At 46.1% G+C, this 23406-nt stretch carries 18 protein-coding genes and 1 tRNA gene; 9 read left to right on the top strand and 10 right to left on the bottom strand.

The window, feature by feature from the left end; all coding sequences use genetic code 11:
- Positions 1 to 50: 50 nt before the first annotated feature.
- From IQ257_RS09445 to IQ257_RS09425, 5 genes are all read right to left on the bottom strand, one after another.
- On the bottom strand, positions 51 to 668 hold the full coding sequence (locus IQ257_RS09445) for a transferase (protein ID WP_193873658.1): 618 nt from the start codon (positions 666 to 668) through the stop codon (positions 51 to 53).
- A 142-nt stretch (positions 669 to 810) separates the two neighbouring features.
- Positions 811 to 2523, bottom strand: a complete 1713-nt coding sequence (locus tag IQ257_RS09440; RefSeq protein WP_193873657.1) for a ribulose bisphosphate carboxylase small subunit — start codon at positions 2521 to 2523, stop codon at positions 811 to 813.
- 261 nt (positions 2524 to 2784) lie between these two features.
- On the bottom strand, positions 2785 to 3087 hold the full coding sequence (locus IQ257_RS09435; protein ID WP_193873656.1) for a EutN/CcmL family microcompartment protein: 303 nt from the start codon (positions 3085 to 3087) through the stop codon (positions 2785 to 2787).
- 137 nt (positions 3088 to 3224) lie between these two features.
- Positions 3225 to 3566 (bottom strand): carbon dioxide-concentrating mechanism protein CcmK, encoded by a 342-nt coding sequence (locus IQ257_RS09430; RefSeq protein WP_015184030.1) that lies wholly within the window; start codon positions 3564 to 3566, stop codon positions 3225 to 3227.
- Positions 3567 to 3734: 168 nt separating this feature from the next.
- Positions 3735 to 4046: a carbon dioxide-concentrating mechanism protein CcmK gene (locus IQ257_RS09425; protein ID WP_193873655.1), complete on the bottom strand. Its 312-nt coding sequence runs from the start codon at positions 4044 to 4046 to the stop codon at positions 3735 to 3737.
- 667 nt (positions 4047 to 4713) lie between these two features.
- On the opposite strand from IQ257_RS09425, the gene IQ257_RS09420 reads away from it, so the two are divergent.
- The 5 genes from IQ257_RS09420 to IQ257_RS09400 all read left to right on the top strand — a co-directional run bounded on the left by IQ257_RS09420 (position 4714) and on the right by IQ257_RS09400 (position 12724).
- Complete coding sequence (locus IQ257_RS09420; protein WP_193873654.1) at positions 4714 to 6594, top strand: NAD(P)H-quinone oxidoreductase subunit F; 1881 nt, start codon at positions 4714 to 4716, stop codon at positions 6592 to 6594.
- Positions 6595 to 6622: 28 nt separating this feature from the next.
- Complete coding sequence (locus tag IQ257_RS09415) at positions 6623 to 8119, top strand: NADH-quinone oxidoreductase subunit M (protein WP_193873653.1); 1497 nt, start codon at positions 6623 to 6625, stop codon at positions 8117 to 8119.
- 59 nt (positions 8120 to 8178) lie between these two features.
- On the top strand, positions 8179 to 9309 hold the full coding sequence (locus IQ257_RS09410) for a CO2 hydration protein (RefSeq protein WP_193873652.1): 1131 nt from the start codon (positions 8179 to 8181) through the stop codon (positions 9307 to 9309).
- 150 nt (positions 9310 to 9459) lie between these two features.
- Positions 9460 to 12087: a VIT domain-containing protein gene (locus IQ257_RS09405; protein WP_193933006.1), complete on the top strand. Its 2628-nt coding sequence runs from the start codon at positions 9460 to 9462 to the stop codon at positions 12085 to 12087.
- 178 nt (positions 12088 to 12265) lie between these two features.
- Positions 12266 to 12724, top strand: coding sequence for a hypothetical protein (locus IQ257_RS09400; protein ID WP_193880427.1), 459 nt, complete (start codon positions 12266 to 12268; stop codon positions 12722 to 12724).
- 49 nt (positions 12725 to 12773) lie between these two features.
- Here IQ257_RS09400 and IQ257_RS09395 read toward each other — a convergent pair.
- Positions 12774 to 12846: transfer RNA gene (locus tag IQ257_RS09395), tRNA-Ile, on the bottom strand.
- 227 nt (positions 12847 to 13073) lie between these two features.
- Between IQ257_RS09395 and IQ257_RS09390 the strand changes: the two genes are divergently transcribed.
- A complete protein-coding gene (locus IQ257_RS09390; RefSeq protein WP_193880424.1) occupies positions 13074 to 13817 on the top strand; it encodes a hypothetical protein in 744 nt (247 codons plus the stop codon).
- 182 nt (positions 13818 to 13999) lie between these two features.
- A complete protein-coding gene (locus tag IQ257_RS09385) occupies positions 14000 to 15535 on the top strand; it encodes a hemolysin family protein (RefSeq protein WP_193880422.1) in 1536 nt (511 codons plus the stop codon).
- A gap of 10 nt (positions 15536 to 15545) precedes the next feature.
- Here the strand turns inward: IQ257_RS09385 and def are convergent, their stop codons facing one another.
- Positions 15546 to 16082 carry a peptide deformylase gene (gene def / locus IQ257_RS09380; protein WP_193880419.1) on the bottom strand — a complete coding sequence of 179 codons (537 nt, stop codon included), beginning with the start codon at positions 16080 to 16082 and terminating at the stop codon, positions 15546 to 15548.
- 290 nt (positions 16083 to 16372) lie between these two features.
- Between def and dnaA the strand changes: the two genes are divergently transcribed.
- Both dnaA and dnaN read left to right on the top strand, forming a co-directional pair.
- Positions 16373 to 17755, top strand: a complete 1383-nt coding sequence (gene dnaA / locus IQ257_RS09375) for a chromosomal replication initiator protein DnaA (protein WP_193880416.1) — start codon at positions 16373 to 16375, stop codon at positions 17753 to 17755.
- Positions 17756 to 18216: 461 nt separating this feature from the next.
- Positions 18217 to 19422: a DNA polymerase III subunit beta gene (gene dnaN, locus IQ257_RS09370; protein WP_193880413.1), complete on the top strand. Its 1206-nt coding sequence runs from the start codon at positions 18217 to 18219 to the stop codon at positions 19420 to 19422.
- A 187-nt stretch (positions 19423 to 19609) separates the two neighbouring features.
- On the opposite strand, the gene IQ257_RS09365 is transcribed toward dnaN, so the two are convergent.
- The 3 genes from IQ257_RS09365 to nadC all read right to left on the bottom strand — a co-directional run bounded on the left by IQ257_RS09365 (position 19610) and on the right by nadC (position 23137).
- A complete protein-coding gene (locus IQ257_RS09365; protein WP_228060564.1) occupies positions 19610 to 20392 on the bottom strand; it encodes a lipoate--protein ligase family protein in 783 nt (260 codons plus the stop codon).
- A gap of 35 nt (positions 20393 to 20427) precedes the next feature.
- Entirely contained in the window at positions 20428 to 22185 is a 1758-nt protein-coding gene (gene argS, locus IQ257_RS09360) for an arginine--tRNA ligase (protein ID WP_193880410.1), read from the bottom strand.
- 70 nt (positions 22186 to 22255) lie between these two features.
- Entirely contained in the window at positions 22256 to 23137 is an 882-nt protein-coding gene (nadC, locus tag IQ257_RS09355) for a carboxylating nicotinate-nucleotide diphosphorylase (protein WP_193880407.1), read from the bottom strand.
- Positions 23138 to 23406 lie beyond the last annotated feature (269 nt).

Genomic DNA, 23406 nt, shown 5'->3' with positions numbered 1-23406 from the left:
AGATCCAGTCTAAAAACTTACAACTAAACACTAACAACTGATTGGATGATTTATTTATTATAAGGAAACAGAGTCTTAAGAATTCGGTCTAGACTACCTTGTCCATAGACCGATGTCTCTGCTTCTGGATTTGGTGATTCTGCGGTTGGCACAGTTGACGAATCCTCATCGGTTGGATTGTCAGATGCCGCCCCTGGACGGATGGGAGATTGCCCGTTAATAGAGTCCTCATTAGTTGTGCTGGCGGACGCTGAGGTCGCCTCTGGGGGTTTGGCGCTAGGGGTATCCGTAACGGCTGGGGAGAAATCGGTAACCTGCCGCCCTCTGTCTCCAACTACGGAAGTGGCAGGTACGACCTGAGCTGGAGCAAGAGACGCATTGTAAATGGTTGTAAGCGCTCCAACTGAGGCATTTGCCCCAATTTTGCCCTTGCCAAGGATCAGCACTCCAGCCCCCAAATTCGCACAGGCTTCCACTTCTAGAGTTCCTTGGTAAGCGTGAAGAATTGACCCTGCGCCAATACAGACGCCAGCAGCAATGATAATTTGACTGTCTGGGTCAGCCCGCAAAATTACTCCGGTTGCGATCGCAGCACTAGGGTCGATACTCACATCGCCTTCGACGTATACATCAGCGTTCCTGCTCAATGGCAGTGAGGGCAAGTGCATTTTTATGGTAACAAAGCTCTTAGCATCTGTTTTTAGTGCTGAGTACTATGAGTAACCCAGGGCGTAACCCCTACCAAGTCGGCATCGGGAGCTTAAAACTCAGAACTCAGCACTTTCTAACTCAAAACTTACAAAAGCTCAGTTAGGGCTTTTGAATAATAGTCTCGAGAACACGTCGTTTGGCTGCCGGATCGATGCCAATCAAGCGCACGTACTCATGGCTGTGTTCTGCCATGCAGCCTTCTAAACCATCAATCACGTCTGACACACGATTGGATTCGATGGGAGAACAGCTTTGCCAAGAACCGGTACGGAATCGACGCTTATCGGCGTGTTCTGTACCAATTTTGTAGCCTTGAGCCAATAGCTGACGCACTTGTTCCACTGTTTCTTTGGTTAAGGATGTGTCAGTAGGGGGGGCGGGTTCGCCTGAGAATTTGGCAGCGGAGGTGCTATAGCGAGTGCTGGAGCGATCGCTGCTGCTACCATTTTGAGACGCGACGGTACTCGTCGGCGCTTTGCTATCCGGTCGTTGAATAATTTCTTCTAAAACGCGCCGCTTCACTTTCGAGTCAATGCCAATCAAGCGCACGTATTCGCCTTCGTGTTCATTCAGGCATTCGATTAGTTCTGCCATGACTTCGGCTTCCCGATTGGAGTCAATGGAGAGAGCACTCTTCCAGGAACTAGTACGGAAGCGGCGTTCATCGGCATACTCAGCTCCAATGCGATACCCTTGGGCTAACAATCCGCGAACTTGTTCTTGAATAGTTGAAGCCTTTCCTGTACTCGATACCGCCGCCGGACGATTATTCGCTGACGCAGGTGTGCTGTAGCTTTTACGAGATGCTGCGGAGGATTTAGCAGATGGTGAAACGCTATCCCCAGGGCGTTGGATAATTTCTTCCAAGACGCGCCGCTTCGCTTTGGGGTCAATACCAATCAAACGCACGTACTCACCGCTATGTTCTGTCAGACAATCTGCTACGGTGTCCATAACTTCCAATTCGCGATCAGAGTCAATGGAGATAGCACTCTTCCAGGAACTGGTACGGAAGCGGCGTTCGTCGGCGTACTCAATGCCGATGCGATACCCTTGGGCTAACAGTTGGCGAACTTGTTGTTGAAGGTCGGGGGTTAATCCTGTAATTGAAGACATAGAACTATAAGATTTATCAAAACTACGAGAGGGTTGATTGCCATTGGCACTAGTCGAGTCAGATTGCTGGGTTATTTCGTTGCGGATGGGGGCGATGCATTCCTCATCCTCCGCACACTGATAACCCGAACGCAAGGCATCATTGCAAACCACCAACTGGTGAGCAAACTTCAAATCTTCTTCTTGGACATCAGGTAGTCTGTCGGCTTGCTGCTGGCTGTTAATTACTGCCCCTGAGGGGACGTATTTGCCGGGGGGAATTTCCACATCTTGAACCAAGGCATGCATCATCACAATGCAGCCGTTCCCAATCCGGGCATTGAAGACGGTGGAGCGAAAGCCAATAAAGCAATCATCCCCGATATACGCCGGACCATGAATCAGGCACATATGGGTAATGGAGGCATTCTTGCCAATCCAGACTGAGTAGGGCTGTTGGTTATCCCCAATTACTCGACCCTCTTCTAAGCCATGAATGACAACCCCATCTTGAATGGTTGTACCAGCACTAATGTAAAACGGTCCCCCTTCATCGGCTCGAATTGAAGTCCCTGGGGCAATCATTACATTTTTATCAACCTCGACATCCCCGATAATGTTAGAAAAAGAATGTACGTAAGCTGTTTCGTGAATTTTAGGTTCCGCCAAAGTATTTGACCAAGGGGTCGGCGGTGCCGCATAACTGCGGACGACCATAACTGTCTTCCTCCTATCTCCAAAAAGCGATGCACAGCGGATGACTTGCTGGAAGCTTTGGCTGTTTTGACTGTTTGATCCAGCATTTACCGCATCAAGAACGTCCCAATTCCAATAGCGACACCAAGCGCCCGAATTTTGGGATTGTTTTGACTCCTGTTTGAGGGAACCGCAGTGAGCAAGCTGCTGTTGCCGATGTTTAAGAACAGAGCCTGCTGTCGATTGCTTCTAACTTTCCAACGTTACCACTCTCGCAACCCACTAACGATATTGATCTTTCTTCGAGTAAAGAGCTTGATTATCTACACTAACGGTGTCGATAATCCCCACTACCATGGCGTCAATGGGACGCTTTTCATTCTCACCCACCTGCCGTGCAGCACTGCCACGACTCACCAAAACCCATTCGTCCATGCCTGCACCAACAATATCGCCTGCCACTTCATAACTCGGCAGGAGTTGCCCTTCATCATCTAAGAACTGCACCAAGAGAAATTTTACCCCTCTGAGGCTTGGTTCTTTACAGGTACTCACTACCGTGCCGCGAACTTTGGCAATTTGCATTAATCCTCCAGCATTTTGGGTTTTGGTGGTTAGGATTTTGGATTATTGGGCAGAAACTTCAAATTCAGGACAAATACGCCTGGTTGTGTGCCTCTATCCCCCAATCCAAAATCAATAGTTAGAATCGTTTGCCTATCCTAGGGACGGTTGAGCGGGCGGATGGCATTAGTGCTCTCGCGGAACTGCTGCACATCTTCGGTGTAGCGAATTGGCAGCACGTACTCCAAGTTTTCATGGGGACGGGCAATAATGTGGGTTGATAACACCTGACCACCATTGACTCGCTTGACATTATCTACGCCAGCAGCAACTGAGGCTTGAACTTCGGAGACATCTCCCCGAACAATTACAGTCACGCGACCGCTACCAATTTTTTCGTAACCCACAAGGGTAACGCGGGCGGCTTTGACCATCGCATCTGCGGCTTCGACGACAGCGGGAAAGCCTAGGGTTTCTACCATTCCAACAGCGATTGACATACGTTTGACTCCAAAATTGAGGGTGTTGCAGTAGTTACTAAGCTACTGTGCATCTAATTTGCCTAATCCGGTAGGGCAATATGCCCATCCCACAAGAAATATGCTAAATATCTAGCTTGCGGTTTTAAGCCAGGGAAGCTTATCCGGGGTTAATGTGCGATCGCAGCGCTAATACGTTCGGAACTGTTCAACCGCTTCGCTGTATCGAATCGGCAGGACATATTCCAAATTTTCATGGGGACGGGCAATGATGTGAGTCGATACCACCTCACCACCATTGACTCGATTTGCGGCTTCAACGCCAGCAGAGACTGAAGCTTGTACCTCGGACACATCTCCCCGAACGATAACAGTGACGCGAGCACTACCGATCTTTTCGTATCCTACCAGGGTTACCCGAGCCGCTTTGACCATCGCATCTGCGGCTTCGACAACAGCGGGAAAACCTTTGGTTTCAATCATTCCGACAGCAATTGGCATCGTGCTTTTCTCCTTCCAGTTGAGTCAACAATACAAGTGTAAAAATGAGTATCTCGCAAAAATCGGACGGGGGTGCCGATAATTAGCTTATGAAAGCTCATATAACTCGAGACAAACCAAGCATAGAGAAACTTGGTATCCTTTGACAATATAAATTATTATAATACTTCTTAATGAGAGAGCTTATAAAAACTTAACACTGGGCGTTCATCAGCTAGATGGTTTAACGAAAAGTAACCATTTTTGAGAATGGTTACTTTTGTTTTATAATTTTTTCATAACTTTTCGATATAAGATAGCGGCATCTTACTCAGCATTCAAGGTCTGTTGCAGGTTCTAGGGAAGCGACAGAGATTGCTGGGGTAGTCTTGAGTGTGTAATCAACAGCAAGACGGAGGAGATATCCGCTTTAATGTCATAAGTTAGATTTATTGCTTTGATAAGCCAGCTTATAGCCCAAATAAACATCCTGAAAAACATGAAATAAATACCTAAATACTTTATCGTTAAAAACCAGAAGATTGTCAAGTTAAACCCCGTATCAATTTAAAAAAAAACGATGAGTTGAGTTTTCAGAAAACCTGCAAAATAGGGATTTTTAGAATTTTAGATTTCTTTAATCCATTGAATTGAATGTTTTAATGAACTAGCAAGGGATACAAGCACAATGACTGAGTTTCTTACTCAGACCAGTTGGTTAATACCAATTTACGGTTTAATTGGTGCAATTTTAACTCTACTCTGGGCAACCGGCTTAATTCAGCGTACTGGACCTAGACCGGCGGCGTATTTCAATTTATTGATGACGATTTTAGCCTGCATTCACGGTGGGTTAGTCTTCTCTGAAGCCTGGAACCAGCCAGTGCGAGAATTAGTATTTCACTGGCTTCAGGTTGGTGATTTAGATATTTCCTTGGTGCTGGAAATTTCTCCAGTGAGTACTGGGGCAATGGAAGTGGTAACGTCTCTGAGTTTGCTAGCGCAACTGTACGCCCTGGGATATATGGAGAAGGATTGGGCATTAGCTCGCTTCTTTGCCTTGATGGGATTCTTTGAGGGGGCAATGAGTGGAATTGTCTTGAGTAATTCCCTATTCCTCACCTACGCCCTACTGGAAACCCTCACGGTTTCTACCTACTTGCTCGTCGGCTTTTGGTATGCCCAGCCTTTGGTGGTGACAGCGGCGCGAGATGCTTTTTTAACCAAACGGGTGGGAGATGTTTTGTTGTTGATGGGAGTTGTGGCACTGGCAACTCTATCGGGAAGCGTCAACTTTAATGACTTGTATGACTGGGCGGGTACTGCTAACCTGCCGCCGTTAACAGCAACACTGCTAGGATTGGCGTTAATTGCTGGACCGCTGGGTAAATGCGCCCAATTCCCCCTGCATTTGTGGCTAGACGAGGCAATGGAAGGTCCCAACCCGGCTTCAGTCTTGCGAAACTCCTTGGTTGTTTGTTGCGGGGCTTATGTGCTGATTAAGCTCCTGCCAATTTTAGCCCTGTCCCCCGTGACTTTATCGGTTTTGGTAGCGATTGGTACGGTGACAGCAATTGGCGCTTCCTTCGTGGCGATTGCTCAAATTGATATCAAGCGATCGCTCTCCCATACGACCAGCGCTTACCTGGGTTTGGTGTTTATTGCTGTGGGTACAGGACGTGCTGATGTTGCCACGGCATTGCTACTTGCCCATGCCTTTGCCAAAGCTTTGTTGTTTATGAGCACAGGTTCAATTATTCTCACAACGAGCAATCAAAATCTCACAGAAATGGGAGGGTTGTGGTCGCGGATGCCTGCTACAACCAGTGCTTTTGTGGTGGGTACGGCTGGCATGATTGGACTGCTGCCCCTCGGCGGCTATTGGGCGCTAAGTAAAGGGATTAACGCTTTTTGGGGAGACTATCCTTTTTTAGTAGCAACCTTTTTGCTAGTGAATGGCATCACGGCGTTGGGTTTAACCCGCGTATTTCGTTTGGTTTTCTTGGGTAAGCCCCAACCCAAAACCCGTCGCGCCCCCGAAGTGATGTGGCCGATGGCATCAGCAATGGTAGCGCTGGCGATTTTGAACCTGGGTATGCCAGTTCTGCTACAAGGACTATCGCTTTTACCGCCCTCAAAATACGAATACCTGGTTCGAGTGCCACAGTTGGTGTTGTTTGGCTCTAGCTTACTAGGTTGCGTGGTGGGAGCGAGCGTTTACCTGCCGAGAACTGGCTTGAGATCCATCAGTCTGCCTGTCAGATTTTTACAGGACTTGTTGGCATACGACTTTTATGTTGATCGATTTTACCGGCTCACGTTTGTTCTTGCGGTTGACTCGTTTTCCAAGATTACCGCTTGGATTGACCAGAATATTGTCGATGGCGTCGTGAACTTAGTGGGGCTTGTCACCGTTTTTGGGGGTCAAACCTTGAAGTACAACGTTTCGGGTAAGTCCCAGTTTTACCTTTTGACTATCCTGTTAGGAATTAGTTTGTTGGCACTGCTAATGAGCTGGCCCCTAAGTCAATGGTCTTTTGAACACTGGTCACTCATTCAAGGTCAGTAATCATTTTAGTAAGGAGACTAGTCAAGTTATGTTGAGTGCTCTGATTTGGATACCAATAATCAGCGCTGGGCTGGTGGCATTTTGGCCCAAAACTGTTGCCCCCAAGGTTATCCGCCAAGGGTCTTTGGTTGTTACGAGTGGCATTTTTATAGGGTCGCTTTTACTGCTATTTCAGTTTGACGCTGCTAATGCCAACTTTCAGTTTCAAGAATCCCTGCCCTGGATTGACACGATAGGATTGACGTACACTCTAGGAGTCGATGGTCTTTCCTTGCCATTGTTGGTGTTGAACGGCTTGCTGACTTGGATGGCTCTTTACAGCACGGATGAAAATCTGGAACGCCCTCAGTTTTATTACGCTTTAATTCTGTTATTAAATGCCGGGGTTGCTGGTGCTTTCATGGCGCAAGATTTATTGCTGTTTTTCCTGTTTTACGAATTAGAACTTATTCCCTTGTATTTTTTGATTGCGATTTGGGGAGGACAGCGGCGAGGTTATGCAGCCACCAAGTTTCTTTTATATACAGCGGTTTCGGGAGTTCTCCTTTTAGCCGCATTTCTCGGTTTAGTATTTTTGAGCGGTGCGCCTAATTTTTCCTATCTGAATACACGAGAAATGGCATTATTACTGCCAGTTGGTAGACAACTGCTACTGCTGGGAGCTATTTTAGTTGCATTTGGAATTAAGATTCCCCTAGTACCGTTCCATACCTGGTTGCCAGATGCTCACGTTGAAGCATCAACACCCATTTCTATGCTGTTAGCGGGTGTTTTGCTGAAATTGGGTACTTATGGTTTATTGCGGTTTGGCTTGGGGTTATTTCCAGATGCGTGGGCGGTATTGGCTCCTTGGCTAGCAATTTGGGCAGCAATTAGCGTGCTGTACGGCGCGTTGAGTGCGATTTCTCAACGGGATATGAAGAAAATGGTGGCATTTAGTTCTGTTGCTCACATGGGCTACATCTTGCTTGCTGCTGCTGCTGCCACCGATATCTCGTTAGCGGGTTCCGTCTTTCAGATGGTGAGTCACGGTTTGATATCGGCGCTACTGTTTTTTCTAGTGGGTATCGTTTATACAAAGACAGGTTCACGCGATTTAGAGGTTCTCAACGGTTTATTCAATCGGGAACGGGGTATGCCGTTGATTGGTAGCCTGATGGTGTTGGGTGTGATGGCGAGTGCGGGAATTCCTGGCATGGCGGGATTTATCGCTGAATTTCTGGTATTCCGGGGCAGTTTTCCTGTATTTCCAGCGCAAACTCTCTTATGTATGCTGGGTACGGGTTTAACGGCGGTTTACTTCTTAATTCTGCTGAATCGTGCCTTTTTTGGTCGTTTGTCTGCTCCAGTAATTGACTTACCTCGCGTGTATTGGAGTGAACGGATACCCGCCATTGTTTTAGCGATTTTAATTGTAGTTTTGGGCATACAGCCAGAATGGGCTGTCGGCTTGAGTGAGACAACGACATCGGCTATGGTTTCAACACCACCTACGGTTGCACTTCAACTGTCGGATCGAAATTGAAATACCATCCCAGAGAATAAAAATTCCTGATAGAACGCTGTTTGGTAACGAGAATCGTAATGGTAATCAGTAAGAAAAAAAAACGCAATCATCCCTTAGAATCATACATTGAACGGCTGAGTACCGGGGAAACTTTACTAGCTGATTCATCCGAAAATGTGTTAGAAGTTGTGGGTATTTTGCACAGTTATGGCATTGTACTTGATGCTTATTCTCGCAATCTCATCTACATTGCTGAAAATCAATTTTTAGTGCTTTTTCCTTTTTTTAAATACTTTAATGGCGAGGTTTCGTTCAAGAAGCTACTGCGTCACTGGTGGCATGATCGGATTAATTTTGAATACGCCGAATACTGTATGAAATCCATGTTATGGCACGGTGGCGGTGGTTTGGATGCCTATCTGGATACGCCAGAGTTTAAGCAACGATGTGCTGCGGCAGTTGGGGCAAAGTTTCAGGGAAACCCACTCATGCAAAGTCTTAATTGGCTATTTCCCGAATTTTTGCCGGAACAAGTCCGTCAGATGGCTTATTACAGCGGATTGGGTCAATTTTGGCGGGTAATGAGTGATATTTTCATGGATTTATCCGATCGCTATAACCAGGGGAAAATTGAATCCATTCCGCAAGTCGTAGAACATATCAAGGCAGGTTTAGTTGCTGCGGCGAACAAACCGATTACCTACTCTGTAAAAATTCGCGATCGCCTGTATGACATCATTCCCAAATCCGCTGGTTTGACTTTTCTAGCAGATACAGCCGTGCCTTACGTGGAAGCTATTTTCTTCCGGGGAACGCCATTCTTAGGTACGGTATCTTATAATGCCCAAGCGAATCAAATTTCCCCCGATCAAAGTCGATTTGCGTATGGGGCATTGTATGCCGATCCATTACCCATTGGTAGTTCGGGAATTCCCCCAACCTTGCTGATGCAGGATATGCGCCACTACCTGCCGGACTATCTACATGAGGTTTACAAGCGATCTCTTCGGGGCGAAGATGACTTGCGGGTGCAGATTTGTGAGAGTTTCCAAAAGTCGATGTTTTGCGTAACAACATCGGCAATTGTGGGATTGGCACCCTATTCCCTAGATACGAATGATCCCGAAGAACAGGAGAAAAATCGGCTGTATTTGGAAAGCTGGATGGATCGGTTGATTGCATCACGGTTGGGTGATGTCAATCGTTAGGGAATGGGGAGTGGGTTTAATGATTATTGATTTTCCCTGGATGTATCAAATTTTCTAACGCTAGCATAAAGGATCAACCTGCCAATAAAGCTTCCAACTGGGTTGCAGGCGGGAATTATTCCATTTGCCTAGTTTATGAGGGATATGCTCATGAGAGCGAATGTACCAGTACGCTCCAATCAACCGCTAGCAGGATTGTACGCCAAAACCAGCGAACAACAACTTGTCTTCCCCCTGAAACATACCTGTGTTCAAGCCAAAATTGCAGGCAACCTGTCGCAAGTGGAAGTAACGCAGACGTTTGAAAATCCTTTAACCCAGCCCCTAGAAGCTATCTACCTCTTCCCCTTGCCGGATGAAGCGGCTGTCGATGAGATGAACATTAAAATTGGCGATCGCATCCTCAAAAGTAGCATTAAAAAACGCGAAGACGCTCAATCCATCTACGAACAAGCTCACCAAGAGGGGCGCACGGCTGGGTTATTAGAACAAGAACGGGATAATATTTTTACCCAATCCCTGGCAAATATTAAACCCGGAGAAACTATTACTGCAACGATCCGATATACCGAAAGCCTCACCTTTTTCGATGGAGACTGTGAATTTGTCTTCCCGATGGTTGTAGGAGTTCGCTTCATCCCTGGTATTCCGATTGATAAAAGTGGCGATACTGATCGCGTTGCTGATGCTTCCCGGCTTACCGCTCCAATTATCCCTCCCAGTACCTGTTCAAGACATTATATTAGCGTAACTGTAGAAATTGATGGAGGTGTTCCCATTTCTGAGGTACACTCTCCCTCTCACTCCATCAAAATTGAACGTGACGGGCAGATTGTGCGGGTAAAACTAGATGAAGGAAGTACGATTCCCAACAAAGATTTAATCTTGCGCTATCGAATAGCAACCGATCGCACCACTGCCACACTACTCACTCAGACAGACGAACAAGGCGGTCATTTTGCAGCCTATCTCATCCCCGCCTTAACTTACCCCACTGATGAAATCATTCCCAAAGATGTAGTGTTCCTGATCGATACCTCCGGTTCCCAAATGGGTGATCCCCTGCGGAAATCTCAGGAGCTGATGCGCCAGTTTATTAACGGGCTAAATCCCAACGACACCTTTACCATTATTGATTTTGCCGATATCGCTACCCAACTATCGCCTAAACCCCTACCCAATACGCCCCAAAACCGACTTGAAGCCATCAACTACATCAATCAATTGCGTGGCAATGGCGGCACCTACTTACTCAATGGCATTCGTGCCGTCCTGAATTTTCCAGCCGCAGCAGAGGGACGCCTGCGTAGTATTGTGCTACTAACGGATGGATATATTGGCAATGAGAATGAAATCCTAGCAGAGGTGCAGCAGCATCTACAACCCGGAAATCGCCTTTACAGTTTTGGCGTGGGGAGTTCACCCAATCGCTTTCTCCTCAATCGCCTTGCTGAAATTGGACGGGGAACCGCTCAAATTGTACGTCAGAATGAACCCTCTCAGGAGGTGGCAACTCGTTTCTTACAGCACATCAACAATCCAGTTCTGACTGATATTCAAGTCACCTGGGATGGTAGTGGCGAGGCGATTATTTATCCTGTAACCCCCCCAGATTTGTTTGCCCAGCAACCCCTTGTCCTGTTTGGTCGAATTTTCCCGATTAATACTGGCACGCTGCGCATTACTGGCAGGGCAGCAGGGGGGCATTTTTACGACCAGGTATTCAGTCTCGCTTTTGAAGACACTGGCAATCCGGCTATTGCCAAACTCTGGGGCAGAGCGCGGATTAAAGACTTAATGAATCAGATGTTTCGCTGCGAAACGAAAGCTGGAGTCGATGCCGTCACCCAGACAGCCCTAACTTACCAGTTATTATCGCCTTACACGGCGTTTGGGGTCGTTAGTGAAGAAGTGAAACTTGATTCTGAAGGCAATTGCCTCTCAGTACGGGTGCCAGTCGAGATGCCGGAGGGAGTTCGCTATGAGGGAATTTTTGGGGGTACTTCTCTGAGTGGCTCAACTTTATATACACAATCTACAAATTATGTCAATCCAAGCAACGGTTCTTCTGGGAAAAGTCTTCGGAGTTTACGTCCAGCCTTGCGCTCAAGTATCAATACAGTTAAGGCGGTGAACGACAGATGGGTGCCTCTGCATACCGACGAGAGCGGGAAACTAAATTTGATTTTGAAGGCAGATGTTCAAAGCTCTGTAGAAATGATAGTAGAGGCGATCGCGCAGCTACCTCAAACAGAAATACGGCGGCGGGTGCTGTTAGCGCAGGCTGGAGCTATTTCGCAAGCAGATGTTGACTTAGCGGCTGCCACAGGTGCTGCAATTGTTGGGTTCAATACCATCTGCGCCGGTGAAATCCGTTTAGCGGCGAATCAGGCAGGTGTCGAACTCCGCCAATACAACCTCATCGACAACTTCTTTGCGGATATTCAAGCCAATCTCTCTCCTGTGACACCAACCCCCTCTCACCCCCAACTGTACGTTAAGAATGTGGCGGGATTGGACAACATAGCCATGATAGATATGGTGCGACACTTACAACCGCTAATCCTGCCGTCTGGGTTGAAGGGTGAAATGGTTTTTGAATTCCCCGTCAGAAAAGGTCGCGTAGTACGGGTAATGTTGGATGAAGATGCCTCAACTCTTAACGAAGCAACACTCATTGATTTAATTAAGCGATCGCTTTTAAGCTGGTGGGTTCCTCTCTCTGTCAGCGATACCGTTCGCATGACGCTGTGCATCCAATCGGAACAGGGGGAGTAGGGAGTAGGGGGACAAGGGGACAAAGAAATTTTTGAGGTGTTACTCATCTCCCCATCTCCCCATCTCCCCATCTCCCCATCTCCCAAGGGAGAAACCTGCGTTATATCGTTTGGGTATAACGCAGGAGAACGTCAGTATCAGATATTATTGAGAAAAAGTGAGGGTGAGGATTATGCAAATGCGGTTGAGACTATTGCTTAGTGCTTTGGTGGTGGCTGCTGCTTCGACTGGAATAGCCGATAGCACAATGGCACAAACTCGATCATCTGGCTCTGAGCCGATCCGCTTAGAAACGATTCCAGAGTCCTTTAATCGAGCTTTTTTCAACGATTCGGGGGACTTTTACCGCAACCGCAGCATCGGGCGTCAGATTGATTATATTATCGGTCCGGGTGGACTGGGGGGAGCTGCTTTTCCCGAGCTGGAAATCGAGCGGGATGCCAAACTCATTAATATTCTCTATGAAGATGCCTTAAACCAGCAGTTTGCTAGTGATCCGGTAATTCGCACCCCTGATTTAGCCAACCCCTTCGATACCTCTATTCGATTATTGCCTGTATCCGCTCGCTTTCGACCTCAAGTGAGTCCCCGAATTGAGGGAAGTGAGTTTTTCTTTGAAACAGTGCCTCCACGATAGGGGATTGGCAGTCACTAAGTTAGGTCACTTCTCAGCCAAAAGGTTCAAATCCAGGGTGCAGGAGTTGAACCTGCCTTGGGCGAATTATGAGTTCGCTGCCTCAACCGCTCGGCCAACCCTGGTTGCTTTTCCACTATTGTAAACTGAGTAGGGTAGCACCTAGCAACTGATAGCATAATCCTGATTAAAAGTTTGTGCTAAAACAGGGAACTAAATATAGATAGGGCTAGTCTGTAGTGGCATCAAATCTTTGATGTTGATTGTGAGTCTGTATGACAGCCAAGAGCTTTAATGCAGCTAGGGCATACTGCACGAGTCGCGTTACCTTTCGGAGAAACTTGAATTACTAATGAAATTCAACTCGACTGTGGCACTTACCTTGATACTTTTGACGATGATGTTAGGTGCTGGTTTTGTAAGTTCTATGTGGGGATTTTCTCTTGGTCATGAAGCCCTTAAAGGCGTTACTCAACCGGATTTCCGCCCCACCAAAAAACTGGCAGATAGTCAGCCGACTTCTTCTGGCAAGGAAGGGGTAACGCTCTTAAAGGAAGAAGATATTCTGGTTAACGTTCATGCTTACATTAATGGCAAGGGCGAAGAGTCTCAGGCAGATAGCAAGGATACCAAAGCAGAGAGTCAAGATCAGTCAGCACCAGAGAGCAGCCAGTCTGATACTGAAGAAAATTCATCGACATCTGAGGCATTGACTCCTGAGGCATCCTTTACTAGCACAAGCTCTAGTCAAAATTTACCTCTCAAAGCTCAGGATCGGGGAGTAACACTGGAGGTTCGTTCTACCGATCTACAGGGAGGCTCTTTATTGCTAAATGTTAATTTAAAAAATGAAGGAGCCGATTCTGTACGGTTTCTTTACAGCTTTTTAAATGTGACGGATGATAAGGGTCGAGCCCTCAGCGCGATTACGGAAGGATTGCCAGGAGAATTGCCAGCAAGTGGGGAAGACTTTTCGGGTACGGTGAGCATCCCAACAGCTTTGCTGGATGACGCCAAAGAGCTTTCCCTCACGCTCACAGATTATCCCGATCAAAAACTCAAGTTAAAAATGTCTGAAATCCCCGTAGCAAGGTAAATTGCCACGGGGAAGGCAACTGTAAAAAATTATTATCGGCAGCGGTTCTATCGCTACTTTATGTTAAACGGAATGGCACAACACACTGAGCCTGATCAGGCTTTAACAGGGTGCCGTTGTGAATAGCATAAGGAAAGCGATAGAACCGCTTTTGCTTTGGCTTTCTACCCCTTACCTATCTTATGGTTACCAACCTGATGGTTCTCTTGACAGCGAGTGCTTCTACTAACCTCACCAGTCAAGATATTCTGTTGCGATTGTTATCGGTACTCCTCCTCATTACAATCAATGCCTTTTTCGTCACGGCAGAGTTTTCTATGGTATCGGTGCGGCGATCGCGCATCAATCAGCTTGTGGATGCGGGTGATGTTCAAGCGAGAACCGTTCAAGTGCTGCAACGCAGTATTGATCGTCTGCTTTCAACCACTCAGCTAGGCATTACCCTGTCAAGTTTGGCACTTGGCTGGATTGGTGAAAGTACAATGGCAGTTCTGGTGGGAGCGCTTCTAGTAAAACTTCCCCTATCCCCAGAACTCAATGCGCTAATTGCCCATTCTCTGGCGATCCCGGTGGCATTTCTCCTCATTGCTTACCTGCAAATTGTGTTGGGTGAACTCTGTCCTAAATCCGTTGCCCTGCTTTATTCCGAACAGCTAGCCAGATTTTTAGGTCCCCCCAGTGTGGCGATCGCTCGGTTTTTTAATCCCTTCATCTGGGTTTTGAACCAATCAACCCGCTTGCTATTACGGCTTGCAGGTATCCAATATACCGGTCAAAGCTGGTATAACCAAGTAACACCCGAAGAATTACAGCTCATTATCACCACTGAGCGAGAGTCTACCGGACTCGAAGCAGAAGAACGAGAGCTACTCAACAATGTATTTGAATTTGGTGAGGTTGTGGCAGCAGAGGTTATGGTTCCCCGCACGAGCATTGAGGCAATTCCCAGCACTGCAACCTTTCAGACGTTGCTAGAAGAAATTGCTGATACCAATCACTCTCGCTATCCCGTGACCGGTGAATCTCTAGATGATATTCGAGGTATTATTTACTTCAAAGAGTTAGCTCAACCCTTATCTCAAGGAAAGTTAACCCTAGAAACATCCATTGATCTGTGGATTCGTCCAGCTCGGTTTGTGCCGGAATTAACACCCCTGAGTGAGCTACTGCCATTAATGCAGCGATCGCACTTAGCTATGGTTATGGTTGTAGATGAGTTTGGAGGTACGGCGGGTTTAGTTACCCTCAAAGATTTGGTCGCCGAAATCATCGGTGACAACGCCGAACCCGAGAGTACAGAAGAATTACCCCTACAAATTTTAGATGAGCAAACCTTCCTAGTGCAAGCTCAAATGGACTTAGAAGAAGTGAACGAACTTCTAGATTTAAACTTTCCTGTAACTGACGAATACCAAACACTGGGAGGCTTTTTACTGTACCAGTTTCAAAAAATTCCCGTACAAGGTGAAACGTTAAAACATGACAATTTAGAATTAACCGTTGTATCGGCTGAAGGACCCCGCCTGCACCAAATTCGCATCCATCGGCAGGAATCCCCAGTCTCCCCCTTAGGAGAACCCTCTGCATTAGATATTGTTTCAGTTCCAACCCCAACTGAGGATACCTTAACAAACACCACTCTTCAGGATACTAACAACCCTTTATCCAAAAATATAAACCAAGACTTTGATATCCATCAAGATAGTAGCTCTGAATAAGTCATTGCTATTAGCCAAGCTGTTCGATAATCCGTCTTTGGTATTCCTGCTCAGTCATCAAGTTTTGAGTACTCTCGATCCGGTCTAAAAACACAATACCCTCTAGATGATCGTATTCGTGCTGAAAAATTCTGGCAACAAAATCGGTTAACTCTTTTCGATACAGCTTGTCATCCCGGCTGGTGTACTCAACCTCAATCCCTCGATACCGGGGTACTAAACCTCTAATACCTGGAATGCTCAAACAACCCTCCCAATCTCTGACTCGTTCATTGGAATGAGCGATGATTCGAGGATTGATCATAGCAGTTGGCTCCATCGCTGGAGCATGGGGATACCTGAGATTGGGACGAGACGCTACGATAAACAAGCAATAGGATTTAGATACCTGCGGTGCTGCAATCCCGACGCCGCTCGATACAACAGCCGTTGTAATCAAGGCGTCGATTAACTGTTGAAAATGTTCATCTCGAACATTATCGATCGGCTGGGCTGGTTGTCGCAAGATGGGGTTGCCTAACTGAGCGATCTGTAGTGATTCAGTCATAATGAAGGGAAATTGAAAGAAGGGTTCATCTCTATCATCATAAGGAGATGTACGGCACAAAACCTTATAACTTCGTTGGAGTTGTAACTAGTTCGACATAAAATAAACGTGCCTGTGTAAAGAATGGTAAAGTTTAACCTTTACATCCCTTGGGTTGGTAAAGAGGCATTAGGCGAATAGTCGCAGTATGAAGACGCCATACTCTGGAGAACTAGAGAGACACTGTGATAAAACATCTCTAAATCGCTCAACTTAGGAGAACTTGTCAAGACTACGGTAGAGGAAAACCTGTGGAAACGTCCCCCGAAAAGCTCTGGATTCAGGTGCTGGAGCGCCTGCAATTGCAACTAAGTCGCCCGACTTTTGAAACCTGGCTCAAGAGTACCAGCGTTCAGCAGCTCGAAAATAATTGTTTGGTGATTCGCACCCCCAATCCCTTTGCCAGAAATTGGTTACAGAAGTACTATATCAAAACGATCGCAGAGGTTGTACAGGATATTTGGGGTCAGCCAGTGGAAATTTACCTGACTGCTAGTACGGGGGATGACAACTCGATAGCAGACGATGCCGATTTGTCTTGGGGACTTCCCGCAGACACAAACACTTCAGAAAGTTCATCCAACCAACCACCCAAACCTACAGAGTTAAACCCAAAATATGCTTTCTCCCGCTTTGTCGTTGGTTCCAATAATCGCATGGCACACGCCGCCGCTTTGGCAGTATCAGAATCCCCAGGACGCGAATTTAATCCCCTCTTTCTTTGCGGCGGTGTGGGTTTGGGCAAAACTCACTTGATGCAGGCAATCGGTCATTTTCGTTTGGAAAATTCTCCCTATTCTAAAATTTCTTATGTTTCTACCGAACAGTTTACCAACGACCTGATTGCCGCGATTCGCAAGGACAGTATGCAGAGTTTTCGTGAGCATTATCGGGCGGCAGAGGTGCTGTTAGTAGATGATATTCAATTCATTGAAGGTAAAGAATATACCCAGGAAGAGTTTTTCTACACATTCAATACTTTGCACGAAGCAGGCAAGCAAATTGTCTTGGCATCCGATCGCCCTCCCAACCAGATGACTCGCTTGCAAGAACGTCTGTGTTCTCGCTTCTCAATGGGTTTGATTGCTGATATTCAGCCCCCCGATCTCGAAACCAGGATGGCAATTTTGCAAAAAAAGGCAGAGTACGAAAACATACGCTTGCCCCGCTCTGTCATTGAGTATATCGCCACCCAATACACCTCTAATATCCGGGAATTGGAGGGAGCTTTAATTCGGACAGTTGCTTATATCTCAATTTCAGGGTTGCCGATGACAGTAGAAAACATTACACCGATTTTGAACCCACCCCTAAAGAACATACAGGCTTCTCCTGATGTGATTTTAAGTACGGTGGCAGATGCATTTAATGTTTCAATTGATGATTTGAAGGGTAACTCCCGCCGTCGAGAAATCAGTTGGTCTAGACAAATCGCCATGTATTTGATGCGACAGTATACGAATTTGAGCTTGCCTAGAATTGGAGAAGAATTTGGCGGTAAAGACCATACTACAGTTATGTATAGTTGCGATAAAATTGCTCAGTTACAGGAAACTGATGGCGCATTGGTACAGAAACTGCGTCAGCTCACCGATCGCATTAACCTTGCCAGCAAAACCCAAAACCAAACTTAAGACCCTAGAGGTGAAAAATCAGTGAATGAGCTGGAAATTAGCGACTAAGTATAAATACTGTGTGGAAAAGTTTCCTATTTTTTCCACAGCTTTTTCCACAACTAATCGATTCCTCAACGGCTTATTTTGTAAGAGTTAGTCAAGAAATTGGCAAGAATTTTTCCACATTTTCCACAGTTTCTCCGGCGATAGTTATTTTAACCAATTGGTAAAAAAGGTAACAACCTATTTCTGGAGGCGTCTAAAAGGCAAAAATCAGCCACTACTTATGAGATGCCCGTGCAGAAATGAGATGGTTGACCAGAACCAATCTCGGCACTATCCTAGTAAAGCTCGTAACATTTTCCCACAGTTAACCCTTATCGATAATACGGGAGTTTACCTACCGCGCTGACGTATTGCTGCGCTACCAGGGACTGGGGCTTTCGAGCTTCACAACATTCAAACTTATTGAAATTCCTATGAAACTGGTTTGTACTCAAAGTGACTTTAATACCCATCTTTCGCTGGTACTCCGAGCGGTTCCTTCCCGTCCCACTCATCCAATTCTGGCGAATGTCTTACTAATAGGAGATACGGAAACTCAGCAGATACGTCTAACTGCCTTCGATCTCAGCCTGGGTATTCAAACCAGCTTTGCAGCTAATGTAGAGAGTGATGGAGCAATTGCTATTCCAGCGAAACTGCTCAATGATATCGTGTCTCGCCTACCAGAAGGAGACATTACCCTAGAAGACAAAGTTGGAGAAGCAAGCGCTGATGATGATGCCAGTAGTGTCCTGGTGGCATTAACCTCTGCATCCGGACGTTACCAAGTGCGGGGAATGGATGTTGAAGAATTTCCAGAACTTCCACAAATTGAAGCTGGGATTAATCTCCAACTTCCTGTAACAGCGTTAAGTGAAGGATTGGGCGGTTCTTTATTTGCCACTAGTTCTGACGAAACCAAGCAGGTGCTCACTGGCGTTCACCTCACCTGTTCTGAAGATAGCCTGGAATTTGCGGCTACTGACGGACATCGATTAGCTGTGGTACAAACTTCTAATAGTAGACAGGAAACGGAGAACAGCGAAGAAGAAGACGGCGAAGTTAAAGAAGATTCTACCCCGATTCCCTCCTTTGAGTTAACCCTACCCGCTAGAACACTGCGGGAAGTTGAACGGATGTTAGGGATGCGTCAATCAAATGATATGGTTGACTTGCAGTTTGAGCAGGGTCAGATTATCTTCCAAGGAGGAGAATACCGCTTAACCAGCCGTACCTTGGAAGGACAGTACCCGGCATACCGTCAGCTTATTCCAGACCAGTTTCAGCGCCAGGTTATTATGGATCGGCGTCAACTGCTCAGTGCCGTGGAACGGATTGCGGTATTGGCTGACCAGAAGAATAATATTGTCAAATTTAGCATTGATAGTGATGCCCAGCAGATTGACGTATCGGTAGAGGCGCGAGATGTTGGCAGTGGCACCGAGTCCCTGTCGGCTCAAATTATTGGTGACAGCTTAGATATTGCTTTTAATGTTAAGTACCTGATTGATGGATTGAAGGCACTTTCTACTTCTGATATTCAAATGCAGATGAATGCCGCCAACAGCCCTGCCATTCTCACGCCTCTGGGTGGTATGAAGATGACATATTTGCTCATGCCGGTGCAGATTCGGACGTGATGCTGGGGAAGAAACGGGAATCAATCAGATAAGTCATCTTAGAGACAGACTCTTACAAACCACTATGCGAGAAGGAGTTGTTGATAATTCAGAGCTAAAAGGAAAATAAAAAAGGATAAAGGGTTAAAAATAGTTAAGGTTTCTATTATAATTCTTTTCCCTGATACTACTGGCAAATACGGACAACTTAACTCCCCCTTCCCCTTGTACCCTTCCCAAAATCGCCAACTGGTGAACCCAGTTCTAAACTTGATTGCCTCAAAATCCTCTGCCACTCTTCATTCGATAACGGCTGCTCTACCAACTCAACACCAAAACAATCAGCCGCAGCATTTGTTAACACCTCAACTACCGTTTGAATTAAGGCATCTCCCTCTTGGATAATAGGTAAATTAACATATGATAACGTTTCCCCAAAGACTTGCTCAAACAACTGGGTATCCGGTTCCAAACGCATAGAACCATGCTGCAAAATTGCATCCCCCCGTCGTAATTGGGCACTACCGATGAGCTTATAGCCATTGGCTGTTACTAAATCTGCTCCCGTAGCGATGCCAAAACAATTGGGATTGCGAATATAGTCCCGTCCTGCCGAACCGTAGTGCAAATCGACACCGAGCGAGCGCCAACCCTGAATTAGAAATCCGCACATTTTTTGATAGGCGTCAAGGCGCTTACCCGTCAGTCCTGATGTTATCACCATGTAGGTTAAATCTCCTTGGTGCAATACAGCTCGTCCCCCCGTAGGACGCCGTACCAGTTCTACTGGCGTTCCTTGCCACGTTAATTGTTGCCAAGCAGAATCCCACCGATGCTGATGATATCCCAGTGAAATTGTTGGAGATGCCCAAGTGTAAAAGCGCAAAACTGGGGGATATATTCCAGCTTGATGCTGTTCTAGCAGCCATTGGTCAATTGCCATCTGAAACTGTCCCGGCAATCGCATTAAAGGGATTAAACGCCAGTACATCTACCGAAACCAGTTTAAAGCCAATCTGGAATAGCTTACATTCGCTCCAGTACTGAAATTCCTAGGAGAGATAAGCCTAACTTTAGCGTGCGAGCAGTTAGATCGCACAGAACTAATCGCGATGTTCGTACAGGTTCCTCTGTTTTAAGTACGGGACAGTGTTCATAAAATTGGTTGTACTTTTTGCTCAATTCATACAGATATTCACAAAGGCGATTGGGGAGCAAATCTTGTTCAACTCCGTAGAGAATCTCACTAAGCTGTAACAGATGTTTTCCTAGGGCTAATTCTTCATCTTTTTTCAAAAAAATATCGCTATTTCCCCTTAACTGATCAAAATTAATATTCCCTTCGCGACCAATGCTCTGAATTCGGGCATAGACGTAGAGTAAGTAAGGTGCCGTATTGCCCTTGAGAGACAACATTTTGCCAAAACTGAAGACGTAATTGCTGGTGCGATTTTGGCTCAAGTCAGCGTACTTGACAGCACTAATGCCAACGACTTCAGCGACATGGGTTTTGAATTCTTCTGTTTCCGTGCGACTTTCTTCTTGAAGTCTGTTTTCTAAGTCTGCACGAGCACGAGCAATGGCTTCATCCAATAAATCCCGCAACCGTACAGTTTCCCCAGATCGAGTTTTCAGTTTTTTACCATCTTCCCCTAACACCAAACCGAAAGGGACATGGACAATTTCGACATTATCGGGAAGCCAATCCGCTCTTCGTGCCACCTGAAACACCTGAGCAAAGTGATTAGCTTGTCCAGCATCCGTGACATAAATAACTCGCTCAGATCCATCTTGTTCGATGCGGTAACGCAATGCTGCCAGGTCAGTCGTTGCGTAGTTATAACCGCCATCCGCTTTTTGCACGATTAACGGTAAAGGATCACCTTTTTTATTAGTAAATCCTTCTAAAAAGACGCATTTAGCACCCGTATCTTCTACTAACAAACCCAATTTCTCCAAGTCTTTTACCACACCCCGTAGTAGGGGATTATAGAAGGATTCACCGCGTTCTGTGAGTTTGATATTTAGCCAGTCATAAATAACTTTAAACTCCCGGCGCGACTGTTCGCACAGCAACTGCCAGGCTTGCCGCGTATCTTCGGCACCAGCTTGCAATTTTACTACTTCCTGCCGAGAAGCTTCTTGGAATAGTTTATCTGTATCAAATCGTTGCTTTGCTTGTCGATAAAATGTAACTAAATCCCCTAAGTCTACAGCTTCTGATTTGGTTAGTGCTTCTGGGCAAACTTCCCGGAGATAAGTAATTAACATCCCAAATTGGGTACCCCAATCCCCAACATGGTTTAACCGCAGGACATCATGATTCCGAAACTCTAAAGTGCGGGCAATGCAGTCTCCAATAATTGTGGAGCGCAGATGACCAACGTGCATTTCTTTGGCAATATTGGGGCTGGAGAAATCTACGACGACCCGCTGTGGTTGCTTAGTGGATGCTACTCCCAAGCGTTGATCTGCTTGAATGGTATTGAGTTTTGTTTCTAAATAGGATGGCTTCAGCGTAAAGTTGATAAAACCAGGTCTAGCGATAATAGGTTCTTGACAGATGTCAGCTACATCAAGATGCTGAACGATTTGTTCAGCAATCGTTCGTGGTGGCTGACCAAGCTGTTTGGCAAGAGATAGAGCAGCATTTGATTGATAATCGCCAAATTTAGGATTGCTGGCGGGTACTAACATGGGATCGGTTCTAGCAATATCATCACCAAAAGCTGCCGTCAACGCCTGTTCAAATTTTCTTTTTAGCTCTTCAAGCGTGGAGTTCATTAGGGTAGAGATAGACAATTTTAGTGCAAATTCTTTTATAACGAAAATATGTATCTAAATTTGAGAAAATCTAGAGGAGTGGATTGGTTTTGCCAAATTGCACTAGATTCATACTTAAATCTAGCCAAGTTGAGCGCGTAATTGGAGCACTGCTGGAAATATAATCTACTCCAGTTTCAGCCACTTTGCGAATTGTTTCTAGAGTGATATTGCCGGAGGCTTCAATTTTAATCCGGTCGCTGGCAGCCCGAATCATCTGTATGGCTTGCCGCATTGTATCTAGTGGCATATTGTCTAGCATAATGATATCGGCTCCATGCTGAAGGGCTGCTTTGACTTGTGCAATCGTTTCTGTTTCAACTTCAATCGTCAGGGGATAGGGGATTTGAGAACGAATGGAAGCGATCGCTTCCTTAATACCACCAGCAGCAGCAATGTGATTGTCTTTAATCATCACGGCATCGTCTAACCCTAATCGATGATTAGTCGCCCCTCCAAGCTGAATAGCGTATTTTTCCAACAGCCTCAGCCCGGGTGTTGTTTTGCGGGTATCGACCAGTTGAGTCGGCAAATCGGCAATTTTGTCTACATACTGGCGTGTCAGGGTAGCAATACCACTTAAATGCATTACGAGGTTAAGGGCGACTCGTTCTCCCATCAGTAGGGTATCAAGGGAACCGTGTAGATGAGCAATTATCTGTCCCGGACGGCAGGGTTCACTTTCTTCAACAGTAGGAATAAAGCGCGTTTGTTCGCTCAATAGCTGGAATACCCGCCTAGCGATGGGTAATCCCGCAATCACACCAGATTCCTTGGCAGTCCATTCAGCTTGCCCTACCCGAATCTCTGAGCTGAACAAGCCTTGGGTTGTGTGATCGCCTCGACCGATATCCTCTAGCAACCAACTACGCAAAAGAGGGTCTAGCGCTATCAATGGAGGTAAGGCTGCCATCTCTAAAAACTCACTTTAACCAATGTCTTTTGTTTTCCCAACCCAACTTAGCTCAAAAGGCACTCTGGTAGGAATTTCAGACAATTTAAAAAAAAGATAGTCAAAAAGGTTGACAGTGGCTAATAGAGGGGCTATATTAGTAAATGCGCTTGTAACGGCACTCGAGCCGCACCAAGCGCCCGAACCTAGACAAAACAATAGTTTGAAAGCATAACCTGTATTTAACTCGTCAAAATTACTACAGGTCAACTGATAAGTCGATTAGGCAA

This window comes from Coleofasciculus sp. LEGE 07092 (assembly GCF_015207375.1).
Taxonomy (GTDB): domain Bacteria; phylum Cyanobacteriota; class Cyanobacteriia; order Cyanobacteriales; family Coleofasciculaceae; genus LEGE-07092.
This window is presented reverse-complemented; position numbering and strand designations above follow the sequence as displayed.

What these genes read in the sequence shown, in the direction of transcription:
- IQ257_RS09410 (WP_193873652.1), top strand. Translation starts at nt 8,179, where the DNA reads ATGGTAATCAGTAAGAAAAAAAAACGCAATCATCCCTTAGAATCATAC.
- IQ257_RS09390 (WP_193880424.1), top strand. Translation starts at nt 13,074, where the DNA reads ATGAAATTCAACTCGACTGTGGCACTTACCTTGATACTTTTGACGATG.
- IQ257_RS09445 (WP_193873658.1), bottom strand. Translation starts at nt 668, where the DNA reads ATGCACTTGCCCTCACTGCCATTGAGCAGGAACGCTGATGTATACGTC.
- IQ257_RS09430 (WP_015184030.1), bottom strand. Translation starts at nt 3,566, where the DNA reads ATGTCAATCGCTGTTGGAATGGTAGAAACCCTAGGCTTTCCCGCTGTC.
- IQ257_RS09435 (WP_193873656.1), bottom strand. Translation starts at nt 3,087, where the DNA reads ATGCAAATTGCCAAAGTTCGCGGCACGGTAGTGAGTACCTGTAAAGAA.
- IQ257_RS09420 (WP_193873654.1), top strand. Translation starts at nt 4,714, where the DNA reads ATGACTGAGTTTCTTACTCAGACCAGTTGGTTAATACCAATTTACGGT.
- IQ257_RS09385 (WP_193880422.1), top strand. Translation starts at nt 14,000, where the DNA reads ATGGTTACCAACCTGATGGTTCTCTTGACAGCGAGTGCTTCTACTAAC.
- IQ257_RS09405 (WP_193933006.1), top strand. Translation starts at nt 9,460, where the DNA reads ATGAGAGCGAATGTACCAGTACGCTCCAATCAACCGCTAGCAGGATTG.
- IQ257_RS09425 (WP_193873655.1), bottom strand. Translation starts at nt 4,046, where the DNA reads ATGCCAATTGCTGTCGGAATGATTGAAACCAAAGGTTTTCCCGCTGTT.
- argS (WP_193880410.1), bottom strand. Translation starts at nt 22,185, where the DNA reads ATGAACTCCACGCTTGAAGAGCTAAAAAGAAAATTTGAACAGGCGTTG.
- IQ257_RS09415 (WP_193873653.1), top strand. Translation starts at nt 6,623, where the DNA reads ATGTTGAGTGCTCTGATTTGGATACCAATAATCAGCGCTGGGCTGGTG.
- IQ257_RS09400 (WP_193880427.1), top strand. Translation starts at nt 12,266, where the DNA reads ATGCGGTTGAGACTATTGCTTAGTGCTTTGGTGGTGGCTGCTGCTTCG.
- IQ257_RS09440 (WP_193873657.1), bottom strand. Translation starts at nt 2,523, where the DNA reads ATGGTCGTCCGCAGTTATGCGGCACCGCCGACCCCTTGGTCAAATACT.
- dnaN (WP_193880413.1), top strand. Translation starts at nt 18,217, where the DNA reads ATGAAACTGGTTTGTACTCAAAGTGACTTTAATACCCATCTTTCGCTG.
- nadC (WP_193880407.1), bottom strand. Translation starts at nt 23,137, where the DNA reads ATGGCAGCCTTACCTCCATTGATAGCGCTAGACCCTCTTTTGCGTAGT.
- IQ257_RS09365 (WP_228060564.1), bottom strand. Translation starts at nt 20,392, where the DNA reads ATGTACTGGCGTTTAATCCCTTTAATGCGATTGCCGGGACAGTTTCAG.
- def (WP_193880419.1), bottom strand. Translation starts at nt 16,082, where the DNA reads ATGACTGAATCACTACAGATCGCTCAGTTAGGCAACCCCATCTTGCGA.